Genomic DNA, 14,444 nt, shown 5'->3' with positions numbered 1-14,444 from the left:
TCAGCCGGGTATTCCGGCGGTGAGCAGTTCGACGAAGCCGACGTCCTCGCCGGCCACGCCGAACACCTCGGCACGCTGCAGGGTGCGTTCGGCCCAGGCGCGGTGCGGTTTCACTTCGTTCATCTTGTTCGTGTAGGCCGACCTGAGTACACCCCCGCCGCCGCGTTCCGGCCGGAGGATGTCCGCCGCGTCGCTGAACTCCTCGTGGCTGACCACGGACAGCGCGTGCACGGGCAGGACGTGGGAGGGGTGGATGCAGGTTTTGCCGAGGAGGCCGTTCGCCTGGTCGAGGGAGATCTCCCGGAGCAGTCCGTCCATCGCGTGCTCGATGAGCTTCTCGCGCAGGTGGACGGCCTGCACCTCCAGGAAGGGGCTCTGCCGCAGCTGTGGCTTGAACATGCGCTCGGGGACCCGGAAGTACTCCCAGACGGGGCCGGTGACGGTGAATCCGCTGCCGTCGGCGCGGCCCAGCATGTTGACCACGTCGGCGATCACGGAGGCGACGATCTGGACGTCGTAGGCGGTCATGTCGGGGGCCCGGCGCAGGCCGTAGGAGGAGCAGAAGTCGGTGACGCCGAGGCGCAGGGCGAGGACCCGGTCGCGGGACTTGCCGACCGCGCGGGCGATGCCCTCTAGGGTGTCCACGCGGCTTTCGCGGTAGAGCAGCTCGGGCGATTCGAGGACGGGCATGGCGAAGAGCCGGTGTCCGCTCTCGGTCTCGGCGAGGGCGAGGGCCTCCAGGAAGGGGGTGCCGCGTTCCTCGGTGAACTTGGGCAGGACGAAACCGGACAGCAGCCGTACGGAGGGTCCGAGGCGCCGTACGAGGTCGGGGATCTGTTCGGGGGCCCGCACCCGGATGAACAGCAGGGGCGGTTCGGTGCCCGTGCGGGAGCCGAGGTCGGCGAACTGCCGGACGAGGTTCTCCTCGCCTGCGGCGACGTCCGCGTCGCTGATGGAGTCCTCCAGGCACAGCACCATCGAGACCACGCCGCTGCCGGCCTGTTTGACGATGTCGTCGGCCAGCTGGGGCCGGGTGGCCGGGCTGTACAGCGTGGCGCCCAGGGCCGCGGAGAGCAGCCGGGCCGGGGAGTCGGCAGTGAATTCGCACGGCTCCTGATGGAAGAGGCGCTTCCGCACCTCGGGGGCGATATGCCCGAAATGACGCATACAGCTCCTTGGGGGTCCGGGTCGGACCTCTGGATTCGGTAAAGGGTGGCCGGTAATAGTACGTAGGGATCTATGTCGGAGGTTCCCTCAGGGCATGAACTTCCGGTAACCGGCCCGCGCCGGCGCCACCACACCCCGCATTGTCGTGGCCAGGACCCAGAAGGCAGGATGACCGCATGACGCACGCGATGCTGAAGGGGTCCAACATCCCGCTCGAGGCCACCACGGTGCGCGCCGTGCTGCGCTGGACGCCCGGGCAGGGGGTTCCGGACGTGGACGCCTCGGCGCTGCTGCTGGGCCAGGACGGCCGTGTGCGCTCCGACGAGGACTTCGTGTTCTACAACCAGCCCCGGCATCCGTCGGGGAAGGTCTGGCGGCTGGGCAAGAAGCGGGTCCCGGAGGGCCTGACCGACACCATCCAGTCGGACCTCGCCGGTGTGGAGCCCGGTGTGGGCCGTGTTCTGCTGGTCGCGTCGGCGGACGGTGTCTCCTTCGACCAGGTCCCGGCGCTGTGCATCCTGCTGTACGACGCCGCCGTCGCCGACGGTGAGCCGCTGGCCCATTTCGAGATCAAGCCGGAGACGGGTGCGGAGACCGCCTTGATCTGCGGTGAGCTGTACCGGCGTGGCGAGGGCTGGAAGTTCCGGGCGCTGGGTGAGGGCTATTCGAACGGTCTGCGGGGCCTGGCCACGGACTTCGGCATCTCGGTGGACGAGTCGGAGGTGGAGGAGCCGCGGCAGGCCCCGCCGGAGACGACGTCCCAGCCCCTGCCGCCGGAGCGGCCGACGACGGCGGTGCCGTCCCAGCCGGCGTACGGCTATCCGCAGCCGGCGTCGCCCCGGCAGCCGGCGTACGGCTATCCGCAGCCGGCCTCTGGGCTGCCCGCCTACGGCTATCCGCAGTCGCAGCCGGCCCTGGCGGCTCCGCTGGACCCGGACTTCCGGCTGCCGCCCCAGGGGCCGCAGTTCATCGGCCGGTAGGGGTTACTGCTCCACCTTCGACTTGTAGCCCCGCCCCCAGGTCAGTCCCCATCCGTACAGCCGGTCCAGTTCGCCCTGGAAGCCGTAGACGAACTTCACCTCGCGCCGGACGACCAGTTCCCCCTTCACGTTCTCGATCATCACGACCGCGCAGGACCGGGCCTGTGGATGGCGTTCGTCCAGGCCTATCTCGATGCGTGGCCCGTTGCTGGGGTAGAGCGTGACGATGGCGTGCGTGCGGTCGAAGGCCGGTGTGCGGTCGTAGATGTACACGAACACCAGCAGCCGCTTGATGGCGTCCCGGTGGTCCAGGTTGACGTACATGGTCTCGCCGGACGCCGAACCGAACCGGTCGTCGCCGCTGAGCTTGATGTACGGCGGTGCGTTGACGTCGCCGAGGTAGCCGCCGAGGGGCTGGACGACCCCCTTGGTGCCGTCGGTCAGTTCGTACAGGCAGCCCAGGTCGAGGTCGACGTTGACCATGCTCTGGCCGTGACCGAGCACCTCCGGTGGTTTCAGTGCCCGGAAGGGGTGCCGGAAGAGGCTGGTGCGCTGGGTGACGTCGAAGTCGGAGGTCCGCATCCGCCAGGCCAGGTTGACGCGCAGGTGACCGGTGGCCGCGTCCTGCTTGGTGAGGGACACCTGCTGGTGCCGCCGGGTCAGTTCGATCGCGTTGCTCCCGGCGCTGCCCGAGTCGAACTCGGCTGCGCGTCCGCCGCGCAGCCCGTCGAAGAATCCCATTCCCGCCCCCAGATACTCGTCTCGAACGCCGTCGGGGCGGCCGACCACGTCGGCCGCCCCGATCAGAGCGTTCCTCACGGCGCGGGGCGTCACACCCCGTCACGTCCCTGATCTTGCCCTTAGGAGCCTCACGCCGGCCCGATCCGGACGAAGGGCCCCGGGGCTCACCAGGGGGCTGTCAGACCCCGGAGGAGACCTCCGCCTTCTCGTCGGAGCCCTCGCCCGCGGCCGCGAGGGCGCGGTTGCGGCGGACGGAGGACCAGAAGGACCAGGCGATCAGGACGACGCCGACGAGACCGGTGATGACCTCGTTGATCTCGTACCGGATGGTGACCATGAGGATCACGGCCAGGGCGCCGATGGCGTAGTGGGCGCCGTGCTCGAGGTAGACGTAGTCGTCGAGGGTGCCCTGGCGGACCAGGTACACGGTCAGGGACCGGACGTACATCGCGCCGATGCCGAGGCCGAGCGCCATCAGGACGATGTCGTTGGTGATGGCGAAGGCGCCGATCACACCGTCGAAGGAGAAGGACGCGTCCAGGACCTCGAGGTAGAGGAACATGAAGAACGCCGCCTGGCCGGCCAGGACGACCGGCGAGCGCTTCTTGCCGGTGCGCGCGGCCTCTTCCTCCTCCTCGTGCTCGCGCTCCTCCTGCTCCTCGAGCCGGTCCTCGAAGAAGCCGGAGAGGCCACCGACGATCATGTAGGTGATCAGGCCGGCGATGCCGGCGATCAGGACCGTCTGCGCCTTGTCGACGTGGGCGCCGCCGTGCTGGTGGGCGTGGGTGGCGAAGGTGAAGGCGGTGATGAGCAGGACGATCAGGGCGATGCAGACCGACAGCATGTCGACCTTGCCGAGCTTGGCGAGCGGCCGCTCGATCCAGCGCAGCCACTGGATGTCCCGGTCCTCGAAGATGAAGTCCAGGAAGATCATCAGCAGGAACATGCCACCGAACGCGGCGATCGCCGGGTGGGCGTCGGTGACGAGTTCCTGGTAGCGGTCCTTGTTGTTGAGCGCGAGGTCGACGGCCTCGATCGGGCCCATTTTGGCGGTGATCGCGACGATGACGACGGGGAAGACCAGCCGCATGCCGAAGACCGCGATGAGGACGCCGACGGTGAGGAAGATCTTCTGCCAGAAGGCGCTCATCTTCTTCAGGATTCCGGCGTTGACCACCGCGTTGTCGAACGACAGCGAGATCTCGAGGACGGCGAGGATCGCCACGATGCCGAAGGCGGTCCACCCCCCGTAGAACGCGGCCGCGACCAGGCCGAGCGCGGTGACCGCGAACGACCAGCCGAAGGTTTTCAGAAGCACTGGCTACCCCATCGTGTTGTGGGGGCACCTCCCAGACGATGTCTGGGGGGAGAGTTTCCCCCGCGCCGTACTCGGCTTTGCTAAATGTTGACCACGAGTCTAGAGGGGCACTCCGCCGGAAGGGGCGGCGAGGGGACCTCCGTCACAACGCCGCAGGTCCCCGCCTCGTTCCGTCAGCGCCCCTTGACTCCCTCGAAGATCACGAGGAAGGGAGAGGTGAACCCGGAAGCCTCGACCGGGTTGGCCCGTCCGGAAATGATCAGGACCACGCCGGCGATCAGTACGGCGCAATACACCAGCGCGGAGAGTGCGGGGTCGAGTCGTAGCGGCGGCGTCTGTCCGGGTTCCCGTTTCACGAGCACACTCCGTTCGTCCGAAGGCGGCGACGTGCCAGGGTCTCGCCCGGCCAGGGCGAGGCGGCCGAAGGCCCTCCGCACGCGCCGTGTCCGGCTTCAGGAGACGTTGACTCCGAAATCCAGGGCAATGCCCCGCAGCCCCGACGCGTACCCCTGCCCCACGGCCCGGAACTTCCACTCGCTCTGGTACCGGTACAGCTCGCCGAAGATCATGGCGGTCTCGGTGGAGGCGTCCTCGCTCAGGTCGTAGCGGGCCAGTTCCTGGCCGTCGGCCTGGTTGACCACACGGATGAAGGCGTTGGAGACCTGGCCGAAGGTCTGGCCTCGCTCGTCGGCGGCGTGGATCGAGACGGGGAAGATGATCTTCTCGCACTGGAGGGGGACCTTGGTCAGGTCCACCAGGATCGACTCGTCGTCACCCTCGCCCTCACCGGTGAGGTTGTCGCCGGTGTGCTCGACCGAACCGTCGGGGCTCGTGAGCTGGTTGTAGAACACGAACCAGTCGTCGCCCAGCACCCGGTTCCCGGCGCCGCACAGCAGGGCACTGGCGTCCAGATCGAAGGGGGCGCCGGTGGTGGAGCGCGCGTCCCAGCCGAGCCCGATCATGACGTTGGTGAGGTTCGGTGCGGCCTTGGAGAGGGAGACGTTGCCTCCCTTGGCGAGCGTGACGCCCATGATGCTGGTCCTCCCCTAGTGGTGCTTCTTTGGTTGTCCTGCACGTCCGGCGCCGCCCGTAAACGGTGCGGCGCCGGACGCTGGTGCTGTCGTACGTGTCAGACGTTGACGCCGAAGTCCTGGGCGATGCCACGCAGACCCGAGGCGTACCCCTGGCCGATGGCGCGGAACTTCCACTCCGCGCCGTTGCGGTACAGCTCGCCGAAGACCATGGCGGTCTCGGTGGAGGCGTCCTCGCTCAGGTCGTAGCGTGCGATCTCCTGCTCGCCCGCCTGGTTGACGACGCGGATGAACGCGTTGCGCACCTGGCCGAAGGACTGCTGGCGGTTCTCGGCGTCATAGATCGACACCGGGAAGACGATCTTGTCGACGTCGGCCGGGACACCGGCCAGGTTGACCTTGATCTGTTCGTCGTCACCCTCGCCCTCACCGGTGATGTTGTCACCGGTGTGCTCGACCGAGCCGTCGGGGCTCTTGAGGTTGTTGAAGAAGACGAAGTGCTGGTCGCTCGCGACCTTGCCGGCGTTGTTGAGCAGCAGCGCGCTGGCGTCGAGGTCGAAGTCGGTGCCGGTCGTGGTGCGCACGTCCCACCCGAGTCCGACGATGACGGCGGTCAGGCCCGGGGCCTCCTTCGTCAGCGATACGTTGCCGCCCTTGCTGAGGCTGACTCCCACGGGTCCTCCATGTGGTGTTCAGGGGCGGGAAGCCCCGTCGTGCTTCGGATATGGGATCAACGTGCCGATCCTAGTAACGGGTTCCCGCTCTCCGCAGACCATGGACCCGGCGGATCACAGGGTGTCGAGCGCCTTCACGTACTCGTTCAGGTCCCGGGCGTCCGGCAGTCCGTTGACCACGGTCCACCGCACGACGCCCTCCTTGTCGATGACGAAGGTGCCCCGGACGGCGCAGCCCTTGTCCTCGTCGAAGACGCCGTAGGCGCGCGAGACGTTGCCGTGCGGCCAGAAGTCGCTCAGCAGCGGGTACTCCAGGCCCTCCTGCTCGGCGAAGACGCGCAGGGTGTGGATGGAGTCGTTGGAGACGGCGAGGAGCTGGGTGTCGCGGTCGGCGAACTTCGGCAGGTTGTCGCGCAGCTCGCACAGCTCGCCGGTGCACACGCCGGTGAAGGCGAAGGGGTAGAAGAGCAGCACCACGTTCTTCTCGCCGCGGAAGTCGGCGAGGTTCACGGTGCGGCCGTGGTTGTCCTTGAGCTCGAAATCGGGCGCCTTGTCGCCGACCTGGATCGCCATCGTCGTACATCCCTTCGGTGGGCTGTTCGGGTCAGAGCGCGGCAAGCGCTCGGTTCCACCCTACGCAGCGATCACCGGGGGGCCGGCGGCGGCCGGACCGGACCCTTGGGCCCGGCCCGGCGGCGGTCACTTCTTCGACTTGGCGGCCTTCGGCGTAGCCAGGCGGCTGCCGCTCCAGTCCTTGCCGACGCTGACGCTCTTGGACGCGGTCAGCCCGGCCGTCGTCGCGGCCTCCGAGATGTCGCTCGGCTCCACGTATCCGCTGCGGCCGGTCTTGGGCGTGAGCAGCAGGATGGCGCCGCCCTCCTCGATGTACGTCGTGGCATCGACGAGCGCGTCGGTGAGGTCACCGTCCTCGTCGCGGTGCCACAGCACGACGGCGTCGGCCACGTCGTCATAGTCCTCGTCCATCAGGTCACCCTCGACGGCTTCCTCAATGGCCTCGCGGAGCTCCTGATCGACGTCGTCGTCGTAGCCGATCTCCTGGACCACCTGCCCGGGCTGGAACCCCAGCCTGGCGGCAGGGTTCGTCCGCTCCTCCGCGTGGTCCGCGGTCGCGCTCACGGTTTGCCTCCTGATCATGTCTTGTTGATTATCTCAGCCACGCGCGTGCGCGAAGCATTGGCCGTAGTCCACACGGGCGGGACGGATCGCGCAAGTACCGGGCCGTCCGGACCGCCGAAACGGTGACGATCCCGGCCGTGTCGGCGCAACTCCTGGCACCGTATCCCGATTCGGCCCGACCCACATCACACGCTTGTGCCCGCTTTGTTCCATTCGGAATCATCCAGTCAAGCGACTCTCGAACAAGTTTGGCAAGCCTGTCACACCCCGGGCGTATCGTTGCGTTTTGACCGAGCCCGTGTGCCGGTTACCCCACGGTAGAGATGACGTACGTCTTCCCGAGGTACACGATGGGGAACGGTGTAGGCACGAGTGAAACAGTGGCCCTCCGACAGGTAAGGAACAGCGTGGCTTCCGGATCCGATCGCAATCCGATCATCATTGGCGGCCTTCCGAGTCAGGTTCCTGACTTCGATCCCGAAGAGACCCAGGAGTGGCTCGACTCCCTCGACGCCGCGGTCGACGAGCGCGGCCGGGAGCGGGCCCGGTATCTCATGCTCCGCCTGATCGAGCGGGCCCGCGAGCGGCGCGTGGCCGTGCCCGAGATGCGCAGCACGGACTACGTCAACACGATCCCCACCAGGGCCGAGCCGTTCTTCCCGGGCAACGAGGAGATCGAGCGCAGGATCCTCAACGCCACCCGCTGGAACGCCGCCGTGATGGTGTCGCGCGCCCAGCGCCCCGGCATCGGCGTCGGCGGCCACATCGCCACGTTCGCCTCCTCCGCCTCGCTGTACGACGTGGGCTTCAACCACTTCTTCCGCGGCAAGGACGAGGGCGACGGTGGCGACCAGGTCTTCTTCCAGGGCCACGCCTCCCCTGGCATCTACGCGCGCGCGTACCTGCTCGACCGCCTCACCGAGAAGCAGCTGGACGGCTTCCGGCAGGAGAAGTCGAAGTACCCCGACGGCCTGTCCAGCTACCCGCACCCGCGCTCCATGCCGGACTTCTGGGAGTTCCCGACGGTCTCCATGGGCCTCGGCCCGCTCGGCGCGATCTACCAGGCGCGGATGAACCGCTACATGGAGGCGCGCGGCATCGCCGACACCTCCAAGTCGCACGTGTGGGCGTTCCTCGGCGACGGCGAGATGGACGAGCCGGAGTCACTCGGCCAGCTGAGCATCGCCGCGCGCGAGGGCCTGGACAACCTGACCTTCGTGGTCAACTGCAACCTGCAGCGCCTGGACGGCCCGGTGCGCGGCAACGGGAAGATCATCCAGGAGCTGGAGTCGGTCTTCCGGGGGGCCGGCTGGAACGTGATCAAGCTGATCTGGGACCGCTCCTGGGACCCGCTGCTCGCGCAGGACCGGGACGGCGTGCTGGTCAACAGGATGAACACCACGCCGGACGGCCAGTTCCAGACGTACGCGACCGAGACCGGCGCGTACATCCGCGACCACTTCTTCGGTGACGACCACCGGCTGCGCGCGATGGTCGAGAACATGAGCGACCACCAGATCCTGATGCTGGGCCGCGGCGGTCACGACCACCGGAAGATCTACGCGGCGTTCAAGGCGGCCGTGGAGCACAAGGGCCAGCCGACGGTCATCCTGGCCAAGACGGTCAAGGGGTGGACACTGGGCCCGAACTTCGAGGGCCGCAACGCCACGCACCAGATGAAGAAGCTGACGGCCGACGACCTCAAGCGCTTCCGCGACCGGCTGCACCTGCCGATCGCCGACAAGGAGCTGGAGTCCGGCGCGCCGCCGTACTACCACCCCGGGCGGAACTCCGAGGAGCTCCAGTACATGCACGACCGGCGCCGGCAGTGCGGCGGGTACGTGCCGACCCGGGTCCTCCGCTCGAAGCCGCTGGCGCTGCCGGACGACAAGGCGTACGCGACCGTGAAGAAGGGCACCGGTCAGCAGTCCATCGCCACGACCATGGCGTTCGTGCGGCTGCTGAAGGACCTCATGCGGGACAAGGAGATCGGCAGGCGGTTCGTGCTGATCGCGCCGGACGAGTACCGCACGTTCGGCATGGACTCCTTCTTCCCGAGCGCGAAGATCTACAACCCGCTCGGCCAGCAGTACGAGGCGGTCGACCGTGATCTGCTGCTCGCGTACAAGGAGTCGCCGACCGGCCAGATGCTGCACGACGGCATCTCCGAGGCAGGCTGCACGGCCTCGCTGGTCGCGGCCGGCTCCGCCTACGCCACGCACGGCGAGCCGCTGATCCCGGTGTACGTCTTCTACTCGATGTTCGGTTTCCAGCGCACCGGCGACCAGTTCTGGCAGATGGCCGACCAGCTGGCGCGCGGATTCGTACTGGGCGCGACCGCGGGGCGTACGACCCTGACCGGTGAGGGTCTGCAGCACGCGGACGGCCACTCTCAGCTCCTCGCCTCGACCAACCCGGCGTGCGTGGCCTACGACCCGGCCTACGCCTACGAGATCGCGCACATCGTGCAGGACGGCCTGCGCCGGATGTACGGCAGTGACGCCGAGCACCCGCACGGCGAGGACGTCTTCTACTACCTCACCGTCTACAACGAGCCCATCCGGCACCCGGCCGAGCCGGCGAACGTGGACGTCGAGGGCATCGTCAAGGGCGTGTACAAGCTCAGCGAGGGCACCGGCGGCTCGATCCCGGCGCAGATCATGGCGTCCGGTGTCGCGGTGCCGTGGGCGCTGGAGGCCCAGCGGCTCCTCGCCGAGGAGTGGAACGTCAAGGCGGGCGTGTGGTCGGCGACCTCGTGGAACGAGCTGCGGCGCGAGGCCGTGGCCTGCGAGCAGCACAACCTGCTGCACCCGGAGGAGGAGCAGCGGGTGCCGTACGTGACGCGGAAGCTCAGCGGCTCCGAGGGGCCGTTCGTGGCCGTGTCCGACTGGATGCGGTCGGTGCCGGACCAGATCGCGCGCTGGGTGCCGGGGACGTACCAGTCCCTCGGCGCGGACGGCTTCGGCTTCGCCGACACCCGGGGCGCGGCGCGGCGGTTCTTCCACATCGACGCGCAGTCGATCGTGGTGGGGGTACTGACCGAGCTGGCCCGGGAGGGCAAGGTCGACCGGTCCGTGCTGAAGCAGGCCATCGACCGGTACCAGCTGCTGGACGTGTCGGCGGCGGACCCGGGGGCGGCGGGCGGCGACGCGTAGCGCCGGGCGGCCTGTGACAGGGCTCTGGGCGTGAGGGCGGCGGAGTTGGAGTCTCCGCCGCCCTCACGTCTTCCTTACGATGCGGGCATGGAGACGAATGCGGCGCAGGCGCGGTGGGAGCGGCTCACCCAACGGCCCCTGCTGGCGCTGGCCGTGGCCTTCGCCGTCGCGTACGCCGCGCCCATCGTGGACGGTTCGGCGGGGCACTCGCTGACGGCCCTGTGCACGGGGGTGGAGTGGGTGGTGTGGGGCGCCTTCGCCGTGGACTACCTCATGCGGCTGGCGCTCGCGCCCCGGCGCAGGGAGTTCGTGCGCCGGCACTGGCCCGATCTGTGCGCGGTGGTGCTGCCGGTACTGCAGCCGCTCAGGCTGCTGCGGCTGGTGTCGACGCTGCTGCTGGTGGGGCGGCGGGCGCGGATGGCTCCGCAGATCCGGCTGACGACGTATGTCGTGGGGTCGGTGATCGGGCTGCTGATGTTCGGGTCGCTGGCGGTGCTGTCGGTGGAGCGGGAGTCGCCGGACGGGAACATCCGGACGCTGGGTGACGCCGTGTGGTGGTCCTTCACGACGATGACGACGGTGGGGTACGGGGATCACGCGCCGACCACCGGGCTGGGGCGGATGATCGCGGTCGGGCTGATGCTGTCCGGGATCGCGTTGCTGGGTGTGGTGACGGCGAACATCGCGGCGTGGTTCATCTCGCGGTTCGAGAAGGACGACGTGGAGGAGCGGCGGCAGACCGAGGCGATCGCCGCTCTTGCGGAGGAGGTTCGGCTGCTGCGGGCGGAGGTGGCTCGGCTGGCCGGGGAGCGGGAGGGGCAGCGGCGGTGAGGTTCGGCTCCGCCGGGTTCCGCCGGGGCCGTGGTGCGGTTCGGCCGCGGGCGGTCGGGCTTGGCCGAGCCGGGGTTTGCTGGTTGCCTGGGCCGAGGGGGGCGTGCGGGTGTTTCGCTTGCCCGCGCTTGCGGGGCGCCTCCTCCACTCTCGGCTTCACTCGAGCGGGGCCCCCACCGCCCACTCGTGCCGCCGTGGGGGTCCCCAGGCACTCAAGGCACTGGGGGGAGGCACGCATGCCCGCGGCTACCCGGGCTCGTGCCCGCGGCCACCGGGGCGTGGTCGCCCATGCTGGTGCGGGGCGGGCGCCGTCGCCGGCGGCCCGCATGCCCGCGGCTACCCGGGGTTCGTTGTCCGGAGCCGCGTGGACGCGAATGTGCCCGCAGCTCCGGGGCCTGGGGCCTGGAGCTGCGGGCGTTGGGGGCGGGGTCGGGATCAGAGGAGACCGTGGCCCCAAGTGGCTGCTCCTGCCAGGGCGATGAGGGACAGCAAGGTGTCGATCGCGCCCAGGACCAGGGCGACCACGGCCGGGATGTTGCGGTCGGTGGACCATTTGCGGCCCATGGACTGCCAGCCGCAGAACATCGCCACCGGGCCGAGGATGATGCCCAGTGCGAAGAATCCGGCGACCGCGCAGACGGTTCCGATGATCCCGAGCGTCGCACGGTCCGGCCCGGTCCGCTGCCACGAACGGCCGCGTGACCGGGGGTACCCGCGCGTTCCGTGCCCGAAGCCAGCCATCATCAACTCCCTGGTGGTCATGGACAGTTCGGCCTCACTGGGCGGGTACCCCGGTTTTCCCCGGACAGACCTGGGCGCGCTGCCCCCCTCCGGCAGCGCGCGCCGCGGCCCGGCGGCCCCCGCATGCCCTGCGGAGGACCTGACCCACTGTGACCTGCGGCGCGCGCCCGGAGCGAGGGATCTTGAGCGGAGTCACCCTGATGAGCGAACTCCGCCAGGAACAGGCATGAAACGCGCGGTCAGATGTGACCGACTCCCGCGCCCGCCTCCGCGTTCTCGCCCCGCTTGGTGAGGAACGCGACCAGCACCGCGACCGCCGCCACGCCCGCCGCGACCAGGGAGGCGAGGCTCATGCCGGAGATGAAGGTGTCGTGGGCGACCGTGGTGATCTTCGCGACGAGAGCCTCCGGCATGCCCTTGGCCACCGGCGCCACGCCCACCTGGACCGCCTCGGACGCCTGGTCCAGCTGCTCCGGGGTCATCTTCGGCAGCCCGGCGCCGGTCCAGTTGCCCGGCAGCTCGCTGTCGACCCTGGAGGCCATCACGGCACCCAGCACCGCCGTACCGAGGCTGCCGCCGATCTGCATGGCCGCCTGCTGCAGGCCGCCCGCCACACCGGACAGCTCCATGGGCGCGTTGCCCACGATCACCTCGGTGGCGCCGACCATGACCGGCGCGAGGCCGAAGCCCAGCAGGGCGAACCAGATCGACATCGGACCGCTGCCGGTGTCGGCCTTCAGCGTCGACATGCCGTACATGGCGATCGCGGTGGCCGCCATGCCGCCGGCCAGCGGGATGCGCGGGCCCAGCTTGGTGATCGCGGCGCCCGCCAGCGGGGAGCCGACGATCATCATGCCGGTCAGCGGAAGCAGGTGCAGGCCCGCGTCGATCGGGCTCATGCCGTGGACGTTCTGGAGGTAGAACGTCACGAAGAACAGGCCGCCCATGAAGGCGATCGCCATCAGGACCATCAGGACGACGCCCGCGGACAGCGGGATCGAGCGGAACATGCCCAGCGGGATCAGCGGCTCGGCGACCCTCGTCTCCCAGACCGCGAACAGGACGAACAGCAGCGCCGAGGCGCCGATGAAGCCCCAGGTCTTGACGTCGCCCCAGCCCCAGGTCGGAGCCTTGATGAGCGCCCACACCAGGCAGAACATCGCGCCGGACAGCAGCACGATGCCCGGCAGGTCGAAGGAGCGCGGCGCGTTCTCGGCGCGGTGGTCCAGCAGGATCAGCAGGCCCAGCAGCAGGGCGAGGACGCCGACCGGCACGTTGATGAAGAACACCGACTGCCAGTTGACGTGCTCGACGAGGACGCCGCCGAGGATCGGGCCGCCCGCGGTGGAGGCACCGATGACCATGCCCCAGATGCCGATCGCCATGTTCAGCTTCTCGGCCGGGAAGGTGGCCCGCAGCAGGCCGAGCGCGGCCGGCATCAGCAGTGCGCCGAACAGGCCCTGGAAGACGCGGAAGGTGACGACCGCGGCGATGCTGTTCGACAGGCCGATGGCGCCCGAGGCGGCGGCGAAGCCGGTCACGCCGATCAGGAAGGTCTGCCGGTGGCCGAAGCGGTCACCCAGCTTGCCCGCGGTGATCAGGCAGACCGCGAGGGCGAGGAAGTAGCCGTTGGTGATCCACTGGACGTCGGCGAAGCTCGCGCCGAGGTCCTTCTGGATGGCCGGGTTGGCGATGGCCACGATGGTGCCGTCGAGGGCCACCATCATGACCCCTACGGCGACGGTGATGAGGGTGAGCCATGGGTGGCCGCGCAGCCCCGCGGCCGGGGTCGGCCCCGACGGGTCGGTCGATGCCCGGTCCCCCGGTCCCGTCGTGTCGATGGTGGTCTGACTAGTCATACCTTCGAGGCTAGTGTCAGTCACTGACAGTTGACAAACCAATTCACAAGTCGGTAACTGACACGACACCAGCGCATAGCCTGAGCTGGAAGGACATTTCACCGGGAGAGGTTGATGGAGACGCTGCGCGACCGCAAGAAGCGGCGCACTCGGGAGGCGCTGCTGCGGGCCGCTCTCGAACTGTTCACCACGCAGGGCTACGAGCACACCACCGTGGACGAGATCGCCGAGGCCGTCGACGTCTCGCAGCGCACCTTCTTCCGTTACTTCGCCGGCAAGGAGGAGGTGGCCTTCGCCGTCCAGGAGATGACGGAGGCACTCTTCGTGGAGTCCGTACGGGCGAGGCCGGCGCACGAGGCGCCGATGGAGGCGTTGCGGCAGGCGGTCCTGGAGGGCTGGGAGGCGATACAGGAGACCGTCGAGTCGGCCGTCCCGGTGGAGCTGTACCTGCGCATGTACCGGACCATCGAGTCGACGCCCGCGCTGCTCGCCGCCCATCTGCGGCGCTCCGTGGCCACCGAGGAGACGATCGCGCGGCTGCTCGCCGAACGGGAGGGCGTCGACGTGGAAACCGATCCGCGGCCGCGGCTCGCCGTGGCCGTGTTCGGCGGGGTGATGAGGGTCACCGAGCGGCAGTGGTGCACGGGTGACGACTTCAGTCTGGAGGCGATCCGGCGTCTGACCGCGTCGTACCTGGACCAGTTGGGCTCGGCGCTGACCGGCAACTGGCGCACCGGCTGAGGACGTTACGGGAGCGTTCGACATTTACCGAAACGTGATACCTGTCACTCGGTTACCCCGAGACCCTCT

At 69.0% G+C, this 14,444-nt stretch carries 14 protein-coding genes; 4 read left to right on the top strand and 10 right to left on the bottom strand.

What is annotated here, in order from left to right; all coding sequences use genetic code 11:
• Entirely contained in the window at positions 1-1,167 is a 1,167-nt protein-coding gene (locus ACFVVO_RS29190) for an HpcH/HpaI aldolase/citrate lyase family protein (protein WP_390058811.1), read from the bottom strand.
• Positions 1,168-1,343: 176 nt separating this feature from the next.
• On the opposite strand from ACFVVO_RS29190, the gene ACFVVO_RS29185 reads away from it, so the two are divergent.
• Positions 1,344-2,147 carry a TerD family protein gene (locus ACFVVO_RS29185; protein WP_390058809.1) on the top strand — a complete coding sequence of 268 codons (804 nt, stop codon included), beginning with the start codon at positions 1,344-1,346 and terminating at the stop codon, positions 2,145-2,147.
• Between the two features lie 3 nt (positions 2,148-2,150).
• Here the strand turns inward: ACFVVO_RS29185 and ACFVVO_RS29180 are convergent, their stop codons facing one another.
• From ACFVVO_RS29180 to ACFVVO_RS29150, 7 genes are all read right to left on the bottom strand, one after another.
• Positions 2,151-2,888 (bottom strand): Tellurium resistance, encoded by a 738-nt coding sequence (locus ACFVVO_RS29180; RefSeq protein ID WP_390059098.1) that lies wholly within the window; start codon positions 2,886-2,888, stop codon positions 2,151-2,153.
• A 178-nt stretch (positions 2,889-3,066) separates the two neighbouring features.
• The gene (locus ACFVVO_RS29175; protein ID WP_390058807.1) at positions 3,067-4,206 is read right to left on the bottom strand and encodes a DUF475 domain-containing protein; all 1,140 of its coding nucleotides are present in this window, start codon (positions 4,204-4,206) and stop codon (positions 3,067-3,069) included.
• 173 nt (positions 4,207-4,379) lie between these two features.
• Positions 4,380-4,562: a hypothetical protein gene (locus ACFVVO_RS29170; protein ID WP_390058805.1), complete on the bottom strand. Its 183-nt coding sequence runs from the start codon at positions 4,560-4,562 to the stop codon at positions 4,380-4,382.
• A 96-nt stretch (positions 4,563-4,658) separates the two neighbouring features.
• A complete protein-coding gene (locus ACFVVO_RS29165) occupies positions 4,659-5,237 on the bottom strand; it encodes a TerD family protein (protein ID WP_358927190.1) in 579 nt (192 codons plus the stop codon).
• 98 nt (positions 5,238-5,335) lie between these two features.
• Positions 5,336-5,911 (bottom strand): calcium homeostasis/redox stress adaptation protein, encoded by a 576-nt coding sequence (locus ACFVVO_RS29160; protein WP_390058803.1) that lies wholly within the window; start codon positions 5,909-5,911, stop codon positions 5,336-5,338.
• Between the two features lie 114 nt (positions 5,912-6,025).
• Complete coding sequence (locus tag ACFVVO_RS29155; RefSeq protein WP_199210387.1) at positions 6,026-6,484, bottom strand: redoxin domain-containing protein; 459 nt, start codon at positions 6,482-6,484, stop codon at positions 6,026-6,028.
• 126 nt (positions 6,485-6,610) lie between these two features.
• Positions 6,611-7,048 carry a DUF3052 domain-containing protein gene (locus tag ACFVVO_RS29150; protein ID WP_390058801.1) on the bottom strand — a complete coding sequence of 146 codons (438 nt, stop codon included), beginning with the start codon at positions 7,046-7,048 and terminating at the stop codon, positions 6,611-6,613.
• A 407-nt stretch (positions 7,049-7,455) separates the two neighbouring features.
• On the opposite strand from ACFVVO_RS29150, the gene aceE reads away from it, so the two are divergent.
• On the top strand, positions 7,456-10,203 hold the full coding sequence (aceE, locus tag ACFVVO_RS29145; protein ID WP_390058799.1) for a pyruvate dehydrogenase (acetyl-transferring), homodimeric type: 2,748 nt from the start codon (positions 7,456-7,458) through the stop codon (positions 10,201-10,203).
• 87 nt (positions 10,204-10,290) lie between these two features.
• The gene (locus ACFVVO_RS29140; RefSeq protein WP_390058798.1) at positions 10,291-11,034 is read left to right on the top strand and encodes a potassium channel family protein; all 744 of its coding nucleotides are present in this window, start codon (positions 10,291-10,293) and stop codon (positions 11,032-11,034) included.
• A 435-nt stretch (positions 11,035-11,469) separates the two neighbouring features.
• On the opposite strand, the gene ACFVVO_RS29135 is transcribed toward ACFVVO_RS29140, so the two are convergent.
• Positions 11,470-11,778, bottom strand: coding sequence for a small hydrophobic protein (locus tag ACFVVO_RS29135; protein WP_174266320.1), 309 nt, complete (start codon positions 11,776-11,778; stop codon positions 11,470-11,472).
• 236 nt (positions 11,779-12,014) lie between these two features.
• A complete protein-coding gene (locus tag ACFVVO_RS29130; protein ID WP_390058796.1) occupies positions 12,015-13,634 on the bottom strand; it encodes an MFS transporter in 1,620 nt (539 codons plus the stop codon).
• A 114-nt stretch (positions 13,635-13,748) separates the two neighbouring features.
• On the opposite strand from ACFVVO_RS29130, the gene ACFVVO_RS29125 reads away from it, so the two are divergent.
• The gene (locus ACFVVO_RS29125) at positions 13,749-14,375 is read left to right on the top strand and encodes a TetR family transcriptional regulator (protein ID WP_390058794.1); all 627 of its coding nucleotides are present in this window, start codon (positions 13,749-13,751) and stop codon (positions 14,373-14,375) included.
• The last annotated feature ends 69 nt before the right edge of the window (positions 14,376-14,444 follow it).

This window comes from Streptomyces sp. NPDC058145, assembly GCF_042884245.1.
GTDB lineage: Bacteria > Actinomycetota > Actinomycetes > Streptomycetales > Streptomycetaceae > Streptomyces.
The sequence above is the reverse complement of the archived record's forward strand: the minus strand, read 5'-3'. Positions and strand labels throughout refer to the sequence as shown.

What these genes read in the sequence shown, in the direction of transcription:
- ACFVVO_RS29185 (WP_390058809.1), top strand. Translation starts at nt 1,344, where the DNA reads ATGACGCACGCGATGCTGAAGGGGTCCAACATCCCGCTCGAGGCCACC.
- ACFVVO_RS29135 (WP_174266320.1), bottom strand. Translation starts at nt 11,778, where the DNA reads ATGATGGCTGGCTTCGGGCACGGAACGCGCGGGTACCCCCGGTCACGC.
- ACFVVO_RS29155 (WP_199210387.1), bottom strand. Translation starts at nt 6,484, where the DNA reads ATGGCGATCCAGGTCGGCGACAAGGCGCCCGATTTCGAGCTCAAGGAC.
- ACFVVO_RS29140 (WP_390058798.1), top strand. Translation starts at nt 10,291, where the DNA reads ATGGAGACGAATGCGGCGCAGGCGCGGTGGGAGCGGCTCACCCAACGG.
- ACFVVO_RS29190 (WP_390058811.1), bottom strand. Translation starts at nt 1,167, where the DNA reads ATGCGTCATTTCGGGCATATCGCCCCCGAGGTGCGGAAGCGCCTCTTC.
- ACFVVO_RS29125 (WP_390058794.1), top strand. Translation starts at nt 13,749, where the DNA reads ATGGAGACGCTGCGCGACCGCAAGAAGCGGCGCACTCGGGAGGCGCTG.
- ACFVVO_RS29165 (WP_358927190.1), bottom strand. Translation starts at nt 5,237, where the DNA reads ATGGGCGTCACGCTCGCCAAGGGAGGCAACGTCTCCCTCTCCAAGGCC.
- ACFVVO_RS29180 (WP_390059098.1), bottom strand. Translation starts at nt 2,888, where the DNA reads ATGGGATTCTTCGACGGGCTGCGCGGCGGACGCGCAGCCGAGTTCGAC.
- ACFVVO_RS29130 (WP_390058796.1), bottom strand. Translation starts at nt 13,634, where the DNA reads ATGACTAGTCAGACCACCATCGACACGACGGGACCGGGGGACCGGGCA.